This is a genomic window from Kitasatospora sp. CB01950 (assembly GCF_001905465.1).
Classification (GTDB): domain Bacteria; phylum Actinomycetota; class Actinomycetes; order Streptomycetales; family Streptomycetaceae; genus Kitasatospora.
In genome coordinates this window covers 307,386-322,740 of record NZ_LISX01000005.1, presented here as the reverse complement: position 1 = coordinate 322,740, position 15,355 = coordinate 307,386, and the positions used below count along the sequence as shown (strand labels likewise).

Genomic DNA, 15,355 nt, shown 5'->3' with positions numbered 1-15,355 from the left:
GTCTCCTACTTTCTTTGGCGGCGCGGGTCAGGCGGAGGTGGGGGAGCCGGTGGCGGCGAGCGCGGCGAAGGCCGCGAGGGAGGCCGAACCGGGGGCGAAGTAGCCGCTGTGGCCGTGCGAGCCGGCGGACGGCAGGAGGTGGGCGCCGAACGCCTCGGAGGTCGGGTCGGCGCCGTGGCCGAAGCCGAGGACGGAGACGTTCGGGACCTCGGAGATCCAGTCCTCCGGGTTGCGGGCCACCGCCCACACCGGCACCCGCAGTTCGTCCGCCCGCGCCAGGCCCATCCCCGGCGAGCCGAGCACCACCACCCCGGCGACCTGCGCCGGGTCCGGCGCGGACCGGCCGCAGACCACCGAGCCGTAGCTGTGGCAGAACAGCGTCACCGGGCCGGTGGCGGGGGCGAGGCCGGCCACCAGGCGCTCCAGGCGGGGCGCGCCGGCCTCGGCGAGGTCCTCGCGGGCCGCGTCGATGCCGACGCCGACCGGCGTGGTGTAGCCGGTCCAGGCGACCACGGCGACCTTGTCGTCGCTCGCGCTGCGCAGGGCCTCGGCCATGCCGGCGAGGCGGTCGGAGGTCGCGAGGTCGGTGTCGGAGCCGGGGACCAGCACGGCGGTGCGGGAGTCGTGGGCCAAGTCGCCGAAGACCTCGGCGAGTTGGCCGCGACCGCGCGGGTCGAAGGCGAGCAGCCGGTGGTCGGCCAGCTCGCGGTAGCGGGCGGCCTTGGCGGCGGCGAGCCTGCGTTCCTCGCGACGGAGGGAGGAGTCGTCGGCGCGGGCCTGCTGGGCCCTGGTCTCCTGGGCGAGGGCCAGGGAGTTGGCCAGGTAGCGGAGCGGGATCGGGGCGCCGTCCAGATTGCCGACCACCTGGGGGTGACGGAGGGCGAGGTCGCGCTGCTGGGCGTCGGTCAGCTCGGCGAAGAACGTCGCCACTTCGGCCGGGGAGGCGTTGGCCGGGTCGGGGAGTCCGCGGCCCAGGCCGGTGTCCGCGACCCACTCCGCGGAGCCCGGCGGGGGGCCGGTCAGCGGGGTCTGCGCATCCGCCGACGCCCACGAACCCGCCCCCAGCACGGCCGCCAGCACCAACCCGGCAACGGTTGTGCCTCGACGCAGACGCGACAGCATCGCTTCCTCCTTCTCCAGTCCGGTGACGAGGAGGAAGGTAGGAAGGAGGTGGGTGACCGGGCATCAACCTGCGGAGCCAAGAGGGGTGTCATACCGCAGCGGGAGACACCCCCGGTTCGTGCAATTCAGCTGCCGGGCTGGACGAGGCCGCTCTCGTAGGCGAGGACGATGGCCTGGGCGCGGTCGCGGAGGTTGAGTTTGGCGAGGATGCGCCCGATGTGGGTCTTGACGGTCTGTTCGGCGAGGACCAGATCGGCGGCGATCTCCTGGTTGGAGAGGCCGCGCGCGATGAGTTCGAGGACTTCGGTCTCGCGGGGGGTGAGGCCGTTGAGGCGGAGCCGGGGGTCGCGGCGGGGGGCGGGGCGGTTCTGGGCGAAGTCGGCGATGAGGCGGCGGGTGACGGACGGGGCGAGCAGCGCGTCGCCGGCGGCGACCACGCGGACGGCGGAGATCAGGTCGGCCGGCGGGGCGTCCTTGAGGAGGAAGCCGGAGGCGCCGGCCCGGAGGGCCTCGTAGACGTAGTCGTCGACGTCGAAGGTGGTGAGCATCAGGACACGCGGGCGGTGGACGACGCCGGGCGGGGGGTCGAGGAGGTGGCGGGCGGCTTCGAGGCCGTCCATCTCGGGCATCCGGACGTCCATCAGCACGACGTCGGGGTGGGTGCGGCGGCTGACGTCCAGTGCCTCGCGGCCGTTCGCGGCGTCGCCGACGACGTCGATGTCGGTCTGGGCGTTGAGCAGGGCGGCGAAGCCGGCGCGGACCATCGCCTGGTCGTCGACGATGAGGACGCGGATGGTCATGCGGTGGTCTCCCCTGGGGTGGCGTCGGTCGCCGTGATCGGCAGGACGGCGGCGACCCGGTAGCCGCCGTCGGCGGTCGGGCCGGTGTCCAGGGTGCCAGCCAGCAGGCGGACGCGCTCGCGCATTCCGGTCAGCCCGTGCCCGGTGGAGGCGGAGGTCTCGACGGCGGGGGCCTTGCCGGGCGAGGGGTCGTTGTCGACGTCCACGGTCAGCGCGCCGTCGGAGGCGGTGACGCGGACCCGGGCGGTCGCGCCGGGGGCGTGGCGGACGACGTTGGCCAGCGCCTCCTGGACGATCCGGTACGCGGACAGGCCGACCGCCTCGGGGACGGGGCCGAGGGCCAGGACCTCGTCGGCGAGGTCGAGTTCGGCGTGCACGCCGGCCTGGGCGACGGTGGAGAGCAGGCCCGGCAGGTCGGCCAGGCCCGGCTGCGGGGCCTTGTCGGCCTCGGTGTCGGCGGCCCGCAGCACCCCGAGCAGGCGGCGCATCTCGGCGAGCGAGCCGCGGGCGGCGTTGGCGATCTGGCCGAACTCGGCGACGGCGGGCTCGGGCAGGCCCGCGATCCGGTACGGGGCGCTGTCGGCCTGGACGGTGATCACCGACATGTGGTGGGCGACCACGTCGTGCAACTCGCGGGCGATCCGGGCGCGTTCCTCCAGCAGCGTGCGCCGGGCGCGTTCGGTCTCGGAGATCTGCTCCTGGGCGGCGAGCAGCCGCTGCGCCTCGCCGCGGCCGCGCAGGCTCCAGCCGAGCAGCATGATCACACCGGAGAGGGCGGTGACCACCACCGAGGTGCCGTCGAAGTACTCGCTGAAGGCAGTCCAGCTGAGGCTGTTGCCGAGGAAGGTGACGGCCCAGACGGCGAGCAGGGTGCGGCCGCGTTCCCGGATGGCCAGGAACACCATCAGGAACAGGTAGCAGAGCAGCGTGGGCGCCGGCCACGGCCAGGGCTGGTCGGCGGCCGCGCCGTGGGTGGCGATCGCGCCGATCAGCACCGTGGGCGCCATCAGCTGCCAGCCGGTCAGCGGCCGGACCAGCCCGAGTGCCAGCGCCCCGGTCTGGACGAGGGCCAGGGAGGCGGCCAGGCCCCCGTTCACGTCGTAGAACTGCGTCAGCGCGACCACGCCGGTGGGCAGCAGGGAGCCGACCATGGCCAGCACCACCAGGAAGGGCAGCGCCCGGACCCATGGCCGGCGGGCGTTGTGCAGTGGCGGCCGGTGGTCCGGGACGGGCTCGACGAGGGCGCGGAGGAAGGTGTTCCAGGTGGTCACCGGGCCGAGGGTAGAACGCGGAACGGCCGCTGTCCTCATACTCCGGTCGGGCAGCGGCCCTGATACCGCAGTACTACCCGCGCCGGCGGTCAGCGCCAGGAACCGGCCAACGCCGGTCCGAGCTGGTCGAAGTGGCGCTCGATCAGGGCCAGCATGCCGTCCATGCAGTGGCCGTGCCGGTCGGGTTCGGCGGCGTACGACAGGTGCGAGAGCCGCACCACACTGCCGAGCACGGCGGCGAGCAGTCGGGGGCGCAGGTCGAGCGCCGGGTCGAGGCCCTCGCGTTCGGCGAGGATCCGGGCGACCTCGATCTCCTGCTGCAGGGAGTGCCGCAGGTGGGCGGCGAGCAGGGTCGGGGTGGACTCGATCAGCTCGAAGAGCTCCAGTGCGCCCTCGACGGAGCCGCGTTCGGCGACCCGGCCCTCGTCGAGGTTCTGCCACACCTGGCGGACCGCGCCGCGCATCGCCTGCAGCGGGTTCTCCTCGGCGGGCCGGGCCCGCAGCAGGGTGAGGAACGTCTCCTCGGCGTCGGCCAGCACCGCGAGGGCGACCTCCTCCTTGTTGGCGAAGTACCGGAAGAAGGTGCGCTGGGAGACCTCCACCGACGCCGCGATCTCGTCCACCGTGGTCTTCCCGTAGCCCTGCCGCAGGAACAGGCGGTGGGCGGCGTCGACCAAGGCGTCCCGGGTGCGCTGCTTCTTGCGTTCGCGCAGGCCCGCGGGCTGCGGTTCGGCGGCGATGGAGGTGCTGGCCATGGCTCAACTTTAGCGCTCTGCCACTTGTCGCCAAGTGTCACAAGTCACCATTTGTCGTTTGTCAGCGACTGACATAATGTTCGAGCCGCTCTTCTCGCCACACCACACGAACGGGGAAGTCCGAGTCATGAGCCAGTCCGTCGTCATGGACAAGGAGGCGGCGCCCGCCGCCGGAGGGAAGCTGCGGGGACACCCCTGGCTGACCCTGCTCACCGTCGCCGTCGGCGTCATGATGGTCGCCCTCGACGGCACCGTCGTCGCCATCGCCAACCCGGCGATCCAGACCGACCTGCACGCCAGCCCCGCCGACATCCAGTGGGTCACCTCCGGCTACCTGCTGGCGCTGGCGGTCTTCCTGATCACCGCCGGCAAGATCGGCGACCGGTTCGGCCACAAGTCCACCTTCCTGGTCGGCGCGGTCGGCTTCGCCGCCACCTCCGCCGCGATCGGCTTCGCCGGCTCGATCCAGCAGGTGATCTTCTTCCGGGTGCTGCAGGGCCTGTTCGGCGCGCTGCTCCAGCCCGCCGCGCTCGGCCTGCTGCGCGGCGCCTTCCCCGCCGAGAAGCTCAACATGGCGATCGGCATCTGGGGCGGCGTCATCGGCGCCTCCACCGCGGCCGGCCCGATCGTCGGCGGCCTGCTGGTCGAGCACGTCAACTGGGAGTCGGTGTTCTACATCAACATCCCGGTCGGCATCGTCGCGGTGGTGCTGGGCGTGCTGATCCTCAAGGACGTGCGCTCCGAGAAGTCCGCCAAGTCCTTCGACATCCCCGGCATCGTGCTGCTCTCCGGTGCGATGTTCATGCTGGTCTGGGGCATCATCAAGGCCCCCAGCTGGGGCTGGGCCGACGCTTCGACCCTGATCTTCCTGGGCGGCGCGGTGGTCGCGCTGATCGCCTTCGCGGTCTGGCAGAACTACGCCAAGGAGCCGCTCGTCCCGCTGGCGCTGTTCCGTTCGGTGTCGCTGTCGGCGGGCACCCTGCTGATGGTGCTGATGGCGTTCGCGTTCTTCGGCGGCATCTTCTTCGTGACGTTCTACCTCCAGAACGTCCACGGGATGGCGCCGGTGGACGCCGGCGTCCACCTGCTGCCGATGACCGGCATGATGATCGTCGGCGCTCCGGTGGCCGGATTCCTGATCGGCAAGGTCGGCCCGCGCATACCGATCGTCGGCGGCATGGTGCTCACCACCGGCGCGATGCTCGGCATGTCCACCCTGGACATCCACTCCGGTAACGGCGCCATGTCGCTCTGGTTCCTGCTGATGGGCCTCGGCCTCAGCCCCGTCATGGTCGGCGCCACCGAGGTCATAGTCGGCAACGCCCCGATGGAGCTGGCCGGCGTGGCCGGCGGCCTCCAGCAGGCCGCGATGCAGGTCGGCGGCAGCCTCGGCACCGCAGTGCTCGGCGCGGTGATGGCGTCCAAGGTCACCAGCGTGCTGCCGGGCAACTGGGCCGCCACCGGTGTTCCGTTCCCGACCGGTGAGCAGGGCGAACAGCTCAAGCAGGCCGCGCAGTTGGGCATCGCCCCGCCGATGCCGGAGGGCACCCCGGCGCAGATCGCCAACGGGGTCGCGGACGCGGTCCACTCGTCCTTCGTCAGCGGCATGGGCGTGGCCTTCACCGTCGCCTCGATCGTCGCGCTGGCGGCGGCGGGGCTGGGGCTGCTCACGAAGCGCGGCGCGAATGACGCCGGGCCGGCCGTGCACATCTGACGCGACGGCACCACGAGATCCGCCCGAGGAGGGGAGTCCCCGTCCTGGGCGGATCTTTGCGTTGTGCCCTGCCGCTTCGCGCAGTTCCCCGCGCCCCTGACGGGGCGCGGGGTTCAGTGCGGACCTCTCCACCGCACCCCGCAGGGGCGCGGTGAACTGCGCGAGCAACCACGTGCGAATGCAAAGATCCGCCCGGGGACAGAACTTCGTTCCTCGGGCGGATCTCTGTGGTGGAGCGGGCGGAGCGGCTAGCGCTTAGGCGTCGCCGCCGGCCGCGCCGGGGTGGGCGGCGGTGACGTCGAGGAGCTGGTAGCGGTCGATCGCGTCCTTCAGCGCCGAGCGGTCGATCTTGCCCTGCTTGGCCAGCTCGGTGAGGGTGGCCAGGACGATCGACTGGGCGTCGATGTGGAAGAAGCGTCGGGCCGCACCGCGGGTGTCGGCGAAGCCGAAGCCGTCGGCGCCCAGGGACTGGTACTGGCCGGGGACCCAGCGGGAGATCTGGTCCGGGACGGCGCGCATCCAGTCGGAGACGGCCACGAACGGACCCTCGGCCCCGGAGAGCTTCGAGGTCACGTACGGGACGCGCTGCGGCTCCTCCGGGTGGAGGAGGTTGAACTCCTCCGCCTCGACGGCGTCGCGGCGCAGCTCGTTCCAGGAGGTGGCCGACCAGACGTCCGCCTTGACGTTCCACTCCTCGGCGAGGATGCGCTGCGCCTCCAGGGCCCACGGCACCGCCACGCCGGAGGCGAGGAGCTGCGCGGGGATCTGGCCGGCGGTGCCGTCGGAGAGCCGGTAGAGGCCCTTGAGGATGCCGTCGACGTCCACGCCCTCCGGCTCGGCCGGCATCTTGATGGGCTCGTTGTAGACGGTCATGTAGTAGAAGACGTCCTCGCCGTGCGGGTGCTCGGCGGAGGAGCCGTACATGCGGCGCAGGCCGTCCTGCATGATGTGGGCGATCTCGTACCCGTAGGCCGGGTCGTAGGCGACCACACCGGGGTTGGTGGAGGCCAGCAGCTGGGAGTGGCCGTCGGCGTGCTGCAGGCCCTCACCGGTGAGGGTGGTGCGGCCGGCGGTGGCGCCGATCACGAAGCCGCGGGCCAGCTGGTCGGCCATCTGCCAGAACTGGTCGCCGGTGCGCTGGAACCCGAACATCGAGTAGAAGACGTAGACCGGGATCAGCGGCTCGCCGTGCGTCGCGTAGGACGAGCCGGCGGCGATCAGCGAGGCGGTGCAGCCGGCCTCGGAGATGCCGTCGTGCAGCATCTGGCCGGACGGGGACTCCTTGTACGCCAGCAGCAGCTCGCGGTCGACCGACTCGTAGGTCTGGCCGAGCGGGTTGTAGATCTTGGCGGACGGGAAGAGCGAGTCCATGCCGAAGGTGCGGTACTCGTCCGGCGCGATCGGCACGAAGCGGTTGCCGATGCCCTTGTCCCGCATCAGGTCCTTGAGCACCCGGACGAACGCCATGGTGGTGGCGATGGTCTGGTTGCCGGAACCCTTCTTGACCGCCTTGTACGCGTCGTCGCCCGGGAGTTCGAGCTTGCGCGGGCGGACCTTGCGGGTGGGCACGTAGCCGCCGAGCTCCTCGCGGCGGTCGTGCATGTACTGGATCTCTTCCGAGTTGCGGCCCGGGTGGTAGTAGGGCGGGTAGCCCTCGTCGAGCTGCTTGTCGGTGATCGGCAGGTGCAGCCGGTCGCGGAAGCGCTTCAGGTCCTCGACCGTCAGCTTCTTCATCTGGTGGGTGGCGTTGCGGCCCTCGAAGTTGGGGCCCAGCGTCCAGCCCTTGACGGTCTGCGCCAGGATGACGGTCGGCTGGCCCGTGTGCTCGCGGGCGGCCTTGAACGCGGCGTACACCTTGCGGTGGTCGTGACCGCCGCGGCCCAGGTGCTGGATCTGGGAGTCCGTCATGTTCTCGACCATGGCGCGCAGGCGCAGGTCGCCGCCGAAGAAGTGCTCGCGGATGTACGAGCCGGACTCGGTGGCGTAGGTCTGGAACTGGCCGTCCGGGGTGGTGTTCAGCTTGTTGACCAGGACGCCGTCGCGGTCCTGGGCCAGCAGCGGGTCCCAGGTGCGGTCCCAGACCAGCTTGATGACGTTCCAGCCGGCGCCGCGGAACTGCGACTCCAGCTCCTGGATGATCTTGCCGTTGCCGCGGACCGGGCCGTCGAGGCGCTGCAGGTTGCAGTTGACCACGAAGGTCAGGTTGTCCAGGCCCTCGCGGGCTGCCAGCGAGAGCTGGCCGAGCGACTCGGGCTCGTCCATCTCGCCGTCGCCGAGGAAGGCGTACACCTGCGAGTCGGAGGTGTCCTTGATGCCGCGGTGCTCCAGGTAGCGGTTCATCCGGGCCTGGTAGATCGCGCCGAGCGGGCCGAGGCCCATCGAGACGGTCGGGAACTCCCAGAAGTCCGGCATCAGCCGCGGGTGCGGGTAGCTGGACAGGCCGAACGGCGCCTTGGACTTCTCCTGGCGGAACGCGTCGAGCTGCTGCTCGGTCAGTCGGTCCAGCAGGAAGGCGCGGGCGTAGATGCCCGGCGAGGCGTGGCCCTGGAAGAAGACCTGGTCGCCGGACTCCCCGTCGCCGTCCTTGCCGCGGAAGAAGTAGTTGAAGCCCACGTCGTACAGCGACGCCGAGGAGGCGAAGGTGGCGATGTGGCCGCCGACGCCGATGCCCGGGCGCTGGGCGCGGGAGACCATGACGGCCGCGTTCCAGCGCGTCGCGTTGAGGATCTTCCGCTCGATCTCCTCGTTGCCGGGGAAGAACGGCTCGTCCTTGGTGGCGATCGTGTTGACGTAGTCCGTGCTGCGCATCTCGGGCACGGCGACACGCTTTTCACGGGCGCGCTCGATCAGCCGCAGCATCAGGTAGCGGGCACGCTCGCGCCCGCGCTCGTCGATGGCAGCGTCAAGCGACTCCAGCCATTCCGCGGTCTCCTCGGGATCGAAGTCCGGGACCTGGCTCGGGAGGCCGCCAATGATGATCGGGTTGCGATCGGATCCGGAAGCCACGCTGTTCCTTCACTGTCGGTCGAAACTGATTTGTCGCGCCGCCTCCATCGTGCTACCGCTTTCGGAGATCCGTCATCTCTACCGATCGGTAACCGTTCCGCCGGTTGGGCGGTACGGTCAGGAGGTGGTCCGACCTGGATCCCGTCCGGTCGATGGCGGCCGGTCGGGATGAGGGCCAACAGGAGACTTTACGCCCGCACACAGGGCTGGCCCGAATGCCGTTCGTATCTCGGGCAGGCGTGCGGCCTGCGCGCGGGTGGGCGACGAAGCATCCTCGTCCGGTACTGATGCGGACATTTCCGTGTGATTGCCCACACGGAGGGCGGCGTGTCGGCCCCCGACACGTCAACCTTTGGGTGGGATCGGGGGTCGGGTACTTGCGCGAACAGCCGCTCCCGTGTGGACTACGGCCACAGCCTCGGCATGGATGCCGAGCCGAATACTGGAGGTTATTCCCGTGAGCGCGACCGCGGACCCCGCGGACAAGTCCAACCCGGCACTTCGTCTGGGCTTCCAAGAGGGCCAGATCATCCAGGAGCTCGGGTACGACGACGACAGTGACCAGGAGCTCCGCGAGGGCATCGAGGACATCACTGGCACCGAACTCGTCGACGAGGACTACGACGACGTCGCCGACGGCGTCCTGCTGTGGCACCGCGACGAGGACGGGGATCTCACCGACGTCCTGGTCGACGCCCTGGAGTACCTCGCGGAGGGCGGCCTGATCTGGCTGCTGACGCCGAAGACCGGCCGTGGCGGGCATGTCGAGGCGCACGAGATCGCCGATGCTGCGAAGACCGCCGGTCTGTCGCAGACCAGCTCGGTGGCGATCGCCAAGGACTGGGCGGGCACCCGCCTGGCCACCCCGAAGGCCTCGAAGACCAAGCGCTGAGCTTCGGACCGCGAGTGATGCGTGGGCCCCGGGCGGGGGAAACTCCGCCCGGGGCCCACGCGCGTTCTGGCCGCCATAGTGTTCGCTGAGGGCTGAACATTGCGTCGATCGGCCCGATGGCTCACCCGAACGGCCGAACAAGGGTTGGCCGGATGGGAGGATTTCCCTGCCCGCACCACCACGTTCCGGCAGGAAGGTCCCTCCATGGCCATCGAGATCGGCGCCCAGGCCCCCGACTTCGAGCTGAAGAACCAGCACGGCGAGTCGGTCAAGCTGTCCGACTTCCGCGGCGAGAAGAACGTCGTCCTGGTCTTCTACCCGTTCGCCTTCACCGGCGTCTGCACCGGCGAGGTCTGCGAGATCCAGAAGGAGCTGCCGCGCCTGCAGAACGACCAGGTGCAGGTGCTCGCAGTCTCCGCCGACTCGCCGTTCTCGCTGCGCGTCTTCGGCGACCAGCAGGGCCTGGAGTACCCGCTGCTGTCGGACTTCTGGCCGCACGGCGAGGTCTCCCGCGCCTACGGCGTCTTCAACGAGGACAAGGGCTGCGCGGTCCGCGGCACCTTCGTGATCGACAAGGAGGGCGCCGTCCGCTGGAGCATCGTCAACGGCCTGCCGGACGCCCGTGACACCCAGGAGTACCTGGCCGCCCTCGGCGCGCTCTGATCGCCTCCCGGCCCGGCGACGCGCCGATTTCCGTCGCGCGCCGGGCCGAGTCGCCGCCCCCGGCCGGGAACCCCGCACTACGATCGGGCCGTTGACGGATCGGGAAACCGACTTCTTGGAGGACCACGTGGGTGTCAGCCTGAGCAAGGGCGGAAATGTCTCGCTCACCAAGGAGGCGCCCGGCCTGACCGCCGTGGTCGTCGGCCTCGGATGGGACGTTCGCACCACCACCGGCACCGACTTCGACCTGGACGCCAGCGCGCTGCTCTGCACCGAGCAGGGCCGGGTGCGCTCCGACGCCGACTTCATCTTCTTCAACAACCTGAAGAGCGCCGACGGCTCGGTCGAGCACACCGGCGACAACCTCACCGGCGAGGGCGAGGGCGACGACGAGCAGATCAAGGTCAACCTGGCCGGCGTCCCGGCCGACGTGGCCAAGATCGTCTTTCCGGTGTCGATCTACGACGCGGAGAACCGGCAGCAGAGCTTCGGCCAGGTCCGCAACGCGTTCATCCGGGTGCTCAACCAGGCCGGCGGCGCGGAGATCGCCCGCTACGACCTGTCGGAGGACGCCTCGACCGAGACCGCGATGGTCTTCGGCGAGCTCTACCGCAACGGCGCCGAGTGGAAGTTCCGCGCCATCGGCCAGGGCTACGCCTCCGGCCTGCGCGGCATCGCCCAGGACTTCGGCGTCAACGTCTGAGACACCGTGCAGGGAAGTGCGGGCCGGATCCGTTCGCGGAGCCGGCCCGTCGCCGTTCCTGCCCCGCCGACCGGGTGCCGGGGCAGGGGGCGACCGACTCGCCGAGCAGCGCACCGAGTCCGGCGGGGGAGGGGTGCTGCGTCGGGTCCTTGACGAGGCGGGCGGGTCGAACGGCGTCGCTCTGATGGTCCCGTGTTCGTTCTGGTGCGTCCGTGCCCGCGCGACGGCTCCTCCGGCGGTGGCGGCAGTGTGCCGGGTGGGTTGCGGCCGGTTGCGGTCGAACAGGAATCGGATGCGCGCTTGATAGATTCGGCCGCGATCCGCCCCCGGCCGGGGCGCGTGCGCGGACGGTTTCGGTCCCGCGCGGGGTGTGGCGGTCGGCCCGGGCGGAGAGCGGAGTTCAGGAAGTTCAGTCGGGTGTGCAGCACTGTACGGCCGTCGAGGAGCGTAGATCTCTTGAGGTGCGTCCCTTCGGGCGCGCCCCGCCGGACCGGCCCTCCCGGGCGGTCCGACGGTCGACGACCACAGCACACCCCGGGAGCCCCGGAGACGGGAGCTGGGAGGAAAGTCCGATGACCGTCACCCTTGCCAAGGGCGGAAACGTCTCGCTGACCAAGGCCGCGCCGAACCTGACCCAGGTTCAGATCGGCCTCGGCTGGGACGCCCGGTCCACCACCGGCGCGCCGTTCGACCTGGACGCCAGTGCACTGCTGTGCTCCGGCGGCCGGGTCCTCGGCGACGAGTACTTCATCTTCTACAACAACCTGCGCAGCCCCGAGGGCTCGGTCGAGCACCAGGGCGACAACCTCACCGGCGACGGTGACGGCGACGACGAGGTGGTCGAGGTCCACCTCGACCTGGTGCCGGTGCAGATCGACAAGGTCGTCTTCGCCGTGTCCATCTACGACGCCGACGCCCGGCTGCAAAGCTTCGGGCAGGTCTCCAACGCGTACATCCGCGTGGTCAACGTGGCCGACGGCAGCGAGATCGCGCGCTACGACCTCACCGAGGACGCGTCCGGCGAGACCGCGATGATCTTCGGCGAGCTGTACCGCTACCAGGGCGAGTGGAAGTTCCGTGCCGTCGGCCAGGGCTACGCGTCCGGCCTGCGCGGCATCGCGCTCGACTTCGGCGTCAACGTTCAGTAAGCAGCCCGGAATCGGTCAATTCCGGCAGCAAGAAAGGTAACCGACCCCGTGTTCCTCCGTACGTTCGGATGGTCCTTCGCCATCACGATCGCCGGCCTGATCGCCGCCGGCCTGATCTGGGGGGCCGAAGGATTCGGCGTCGTCCTGATCCTCTCGATCCTCGAGATCTCCCTGTCCTTCGACAACGCCGTCGTGAACGCCACCGTCCTGAAGCGGATGAACCCGTTCTGGCAGAAGATCTTTCTGACGGTCGGCGTGCTGATCGCGGTCTTCGGCATGCGGCTGGTCTTCCCGCTGCTGGTCGTGGCCCTGACCGCGCACCTCAACCCGACGACCGTGGTGCAGCTGGCGCTCGACTCCAGCAAGACCCACGAAGGCCACACCTACGCGCAGTACCTGGAAGCCGCCAACCCGGCGATCGCCGCGTTCGGTGGCATCTTCCTGCTGATGATCTTCCTCGACTTCATCCTGGAGGAGAAGGAGTTCAACTGGCTGCGCTGGCTGGAGAAGCCGCTGGAGAAGATCGGCAAGCTGGACGCCCTCTCCTCGGTCGTCGCGCTGGTCGTGCTCGCGGTGTCGGCCCGGCTGTTCGCCGGTGACCGTGCCGAAACGGTCCTGCTCGCCGGCGTCTGCGGCCTGGCCACCTACCTTGCCGTGAACGGCCTGTCCGGGGTGTTCGAATCCGGCCTGGAGGAGCAGGAGGAGGCCGAGGAGGCGGCCGAGCGCAAGGGCAAGTCGATCGTCCAGGTCGGCGGCAAGGCCGCGTTCTTCCTCTTCCTCTACCTGGAGGTCCTGGACGCGTCCTTCTCCTTCGACGGCGTGGTCGGCGCGTTCGCCATCTCGCAGGACATCTTCCAGATCACCCTGGGCCTCGGCATCGGCGCGATGTACATCCGTTCGCTGACCGTCTACCTGGTCCGCAAGGGCACCCTGGACGACTACGTCTACCTGGAGCACGGCGCGCACTACGCGATCGGCGCGCTGGCGACGATCCTGCTCGTCTCGATCGAGTACCACATCCCGGAGATCGTCACCGGCCTGGTCGGCGTCGCCTTCATCGGCGCCGCGCTGGCCTCCTCGATGGTCCGTAACAAGCGGGAACAGGCACTGGAACTCGCCGGTCCCGGCGAGAACTAGTCGCGCAGCGACACAGCAGAGCCGCCCACCGGGGAGATTCCCGGTGGGCGGCTCTCGTGCGTGCGGCGGCCGTCAGCCGAGCTGCTGCTCGATCGCGCGGAGCTTGCGCTCCAGCGAGTCCAGCTTCGGCATCGACAGGGTGTCCTCGTCCATCGTCAGGTCGATGCTGGACGAGTACAGGCTGCTGGACGGCGATTCGACGGCGGCGCGGGGGCGACGGCCGGCGTTCAGGGCGGCGGGCTCCAGGGCGGAGGGGCCGACCCGGTCGAGGGAGGATTCCTCGGCGGCTAGGGCAGGCTCCGTAGCGGACGACGGGGAGTCGCCCGCGGCGGTCAGGGCGGGCACCTGACGGCCGCCCCGGGAACGGCCCAGCACGCCGTTCTGGCGGGAGATCGCCTTCAGCTCGGCGCGCTCGCGGCGGTCGGCGCTGCGGGCGCGGATCTTCGCGTCCATCTTGGCCTGGCGCTCCTCGCGCACCTCCTCGACGGCCTCGTCCAGGCTGCGGACGTTCTCCAGCAGCATCAGCGACCAGGCCGCGTAGGTCTCGCGCGGCGCGCGCAGCCAGCGGACCACGCGGATCTGCGGCAGCGGGCGGGGCACCAGGCCCTGCTCGCGCAGCGCCGCCACACGGGTCTGCTTCAGCGCCCGGTCGAACAGCACCGCCGCCGAGATCGACATGCCGGCGAAGAACTGCGGGGCGCCGTCGTGCGAACCGCCACGCGGGGCGTGCACCCAGTTGAACCAGGCCGAGGCGATGGCGAACAGCCACACCAGCATGCGGGAGCCGAGCGCCGCGTCACCGTGGCTGGCCTCGCGCACCGCGAGCACCGAGCAGAACATGGCCGCGCCGTCCAGGCCGAACGGGACCAGGTACTCCCAGCCGCCGGACAGGTTCAGGTTCTGCTGGCCGAAACCGACCAGGCCGTGGAACGACAGCGCGGCCGCGACGCCGGCGCAGCAGAACAGCAGGACGTACGACGCACCGCCGTAGATGGCCTCCTTGCGGCGGCGGCGCTCCTCGCTGCGCTCCCAGGAGTCGCCGGACTCCTCGGCCTTGTTGTTCTTGAAACGCAGGAAGGCCACCAGGATGGCGGTGAACAGCAGAGCTGCGCCGCCGACCACGGCCCAGACCAGCTGTATGGAGGAGAGGTTCATCGCGGGCAGGGCCTCGGCTTTCCGCAGGGCAGGGGGAAGTAGGAGGTGACGTGACGCACGGGGCAACGCACGGGACACCTGTGCGGAGAGACGATATCGCGTCCGGGGCGCGGGCATCGTACGGGAGTGACGAACCCTCTGTCAGCAGACCCCGTCGGCGGGTTGACGTTGACTCAGCACCCCTCGGGTGGGTATTGGAGAGGCGAAGGACAGAACCGGCGCTGGGGGAGGACACGATGGTCTCGGTGTGGGAGTTCCTGAAAGGGGACCGCAACAACAGCTTCGACACCGGAGGGCAGTTCAAGGTCACACTGACCAAGTCCCAGCCGCAGCACGCCATCACGGGCTCGGCAGCGACCACCGGTTACCTGTACATCAACCTGCACTGGTCGACCCGCAGCGCCGAACGCCCCACCGCGGGCAGCGCGTTGCGCCGCTTCTTCGACCCGCGGATCCTGCGCCCACTGGCCCCGGCCACGGCCGGCACCGCGCCCGTCGGCGTCGACCTCGACCTGGCGTGCCTGTACGAACTCGCCGACGGCACCCGGGGCGTGGTGCAGCCGCTCGGCCGGCTGTTCGGCGACCTCAACCGGCCGCCGTACATCAAGCTCTCCGGCGACGACGTGTCAGGTGCGCCGTCCGGCGAGACCATGCACATCAACCTGGAGAAGAAGGACCAGTTCAAGCGGCTGCTGGTGTTCGTCTACATCTACGACGACACCCCGGCGTTCGACCGCACGCAGGCCGTGCTCACCATCGTCCCGCAGAGCGGCCCGCGGATCGAGATCAAGCTGGACGAGCGGGCCCCGGCGGCCCGCTCGTGCGCGGTGGTGCTGATCGAGAACGACGGCGACGGCCAGCTGACGATCCGTCGCGAAGTGCGGTACGTGCACGGCTTCCAGTCGGACCTGGACCGGCTGTACGGCTTCGGCATGCAGTGGGAGCGGGGGTACAAGACCCCCGACCAGCCGGGGAGTTAGGGCCTGTCC

The 15,355-nt window shown here is 70.3% G+C and carries 13 protein-coding genes; 7 read left to right on the top strand and 6 right to left on the bottom strand.

The features are described 5' to 3' along the window. Positions 1-27: 27 nt before the first annotated feature. From AMK19_RS15955 to AMK19_RS15940, 4 genes are all read right to left on the bottom strand, one after another. The gene (locus AMK19_RS15955) at positions 28-1,122 is read right to left on the bottom strand and encodes an alpha/beta hydrolase (RefSeq protein ID WP_073812189.1); all 1,095 of its coding nucleotides are present in this window, start codon (positions 1,120-1,122) and stop codon (positions 28-30) included. 125 nt (positions 1,123-1,247) lie between these two features. Next, the gene (locus AMK19_RS15950; protein ID WP_073812187.1) at positions 1,248-1,922 is read right to left on the bottom strand and encodes a response regulator; all 675 of its coding nucleotides are present in this window, start codon (positions 1,920-1,922) and stop codon (positions 1,248-1,250) included. Next, complete coding sequence (locus AMK19_RS15945) at positions 1,919-3,193, bottom strand: sensor histidine kinase (protein ID WP_073812186.1); 1,275 nt, start codon at positions 3,191-3,193, stop codon at positions 1,919-1,921. Before AMK19_RS15945 ends, AMK19_RS15950 begins: the two co-directional genes overlap by 4 nt. Positions 3,194-3,282: 89 nt before the next feature. Then, positions 3,283-3,948: a TetR/AcrR family transcriptional regulator gene (locus AMK19_RS15940; protein ID WP_073812184.1), complete on the bottom strand. Its 666-nt coding sequence runs from the start codon at positions 3,946-3,948 to the stop codon at positions 3,283-3,285. 127 nt (positions 3,949-4,075) lie between these two features. On the opposite strand from AMK19_RS15940, the gene AMK19_RS15935 reads away from it, so the two are divergent. Next, positions 4,076-5,662: an MFS transporter gene (locus tag AMK19_RS15935; protein ID WP_073812182.1), complete on the top strand. Its 1,587-nt coding sequence runs from the start codon at positions 4,076-4,078 to the stop codon at positions 5,660-5,662. A gap of 255 nt (positions 5,663-5,917) precedes the next feature. Here the strand turns inward: AMK19_RS15935 and aceE are convergent, their stop codons facing one another. Beyond that, positions 5,918-8,668: a pyruvate dehydrogenase (acetyl-transferring), homodimeric type gene (aceE, locus tag AMK19_RS15930; protein WP_073812181.1), complete on the bottom strand. Its 2,751-nt coding sequence runs from the start codon at positions 8,666-8,668 to the stop codon at positions 5,918-5,920. Between the two features lie 457 nt (positions 8,669-9,125). Here aceE and AMK19_RS15925 point away from each other — a divergent pair, with 457 nt between their 5' ends. The 5 genes from AMK19_RS15925 (at position 9,126) to AMK19_RS15905 (ending at position 13,211) form a co-directional block, all read left to right on the top strand. Further along, on the top strand, positions 9,126-9,560 hold the full coding sequence (locus AMK19_RS15925; protein ID WP_198953339.1) for a DUF3052 domain-containing protein: 435 nt from the start codon (positions 9,126-9,128) through the stop codon (positions 9,558-9,560). 204 nt (positions 9,561-9,764) lie between these two features. Beyond that, complete coding sequence (locus AMK19_RS15920) at positions 9,765-10,223, top strand: peroxiredoxin (RefSeq protein ID WP_073812177.1); 459 nt, start codon at positions 9,765-9,767, stop codon at positions 10,221-10,223. A gap of 127 nt (positions 10,224-10,350) precedes the next feature. Beyond that, the gene (locus tag AMK19_RS15915) at positions 10,351-10,926 is read left to right on the top strand and encodes a TerD family protein (RefSeq protein ID WP_073812480.1); all 576 of its coding nucleotides are present in this window, start codon (positions 10,351-10,353) and stop codon (positions 10,924-10,926) included. Between the two features lie 572 nt (positions 10,927-11,498). Continuing rightward, on the top strand, positions 11,499-12,074 hold the full coding sequence (locus AMK19_RS15910; protein ID WP_073812176.1) for a TerD family protein: 576 nt from the start codon (positions 11,499-11,501) through the stop codon (positions 12,072-12,074). Between the two features lie 48 nt (positions 12,075-12,122). After that, entirely contained in the window at positions 12,123-13,211 is a 1,089-nt protein-coding gene (locus AMK19_RS15905; RefSeq protein ID WP_073812174.1) for a DUF475 domain-containing protein, read from the top strand. A gap of 72 nt (positions 13,212-13,283) precedes the next feature. Here AMK19_RS15905 and AMK19_RS15900 read toward each other — a convergent pair whose 3' ends face one another. Next, the gene (locus tag AMK19_RS15900; RefSeq protein ID WP_073812172.1) at positions 13,284-14,366 is read right to left on the bottom strand and encodes a DUF2637 domain-containing protein; all 1,083 of its coding nucleotides are present in this window, start codon (positions 14,364-14,366) and stop codon (positions 13,284-13,286) included. Between the two features lie 236 nt (positions 14,367-14,602). On the opposite strand from AMK19_RS15900, the gene AMK19_RS15895 reads away from it, so the two are divergent. Further along, positions 14,603-15,346 (top strand): TerD family protein, encoded by a 744-nt coding sequence (locus AMK19_RS15895; RefSeq protein ID WP_073812170.1) that lies wholly within the window; start codon positions 14,603-14,605, stop codon positions 15,344-15,346. Positions 15,347-15,355: the final 9 nt, after the last annotated feature.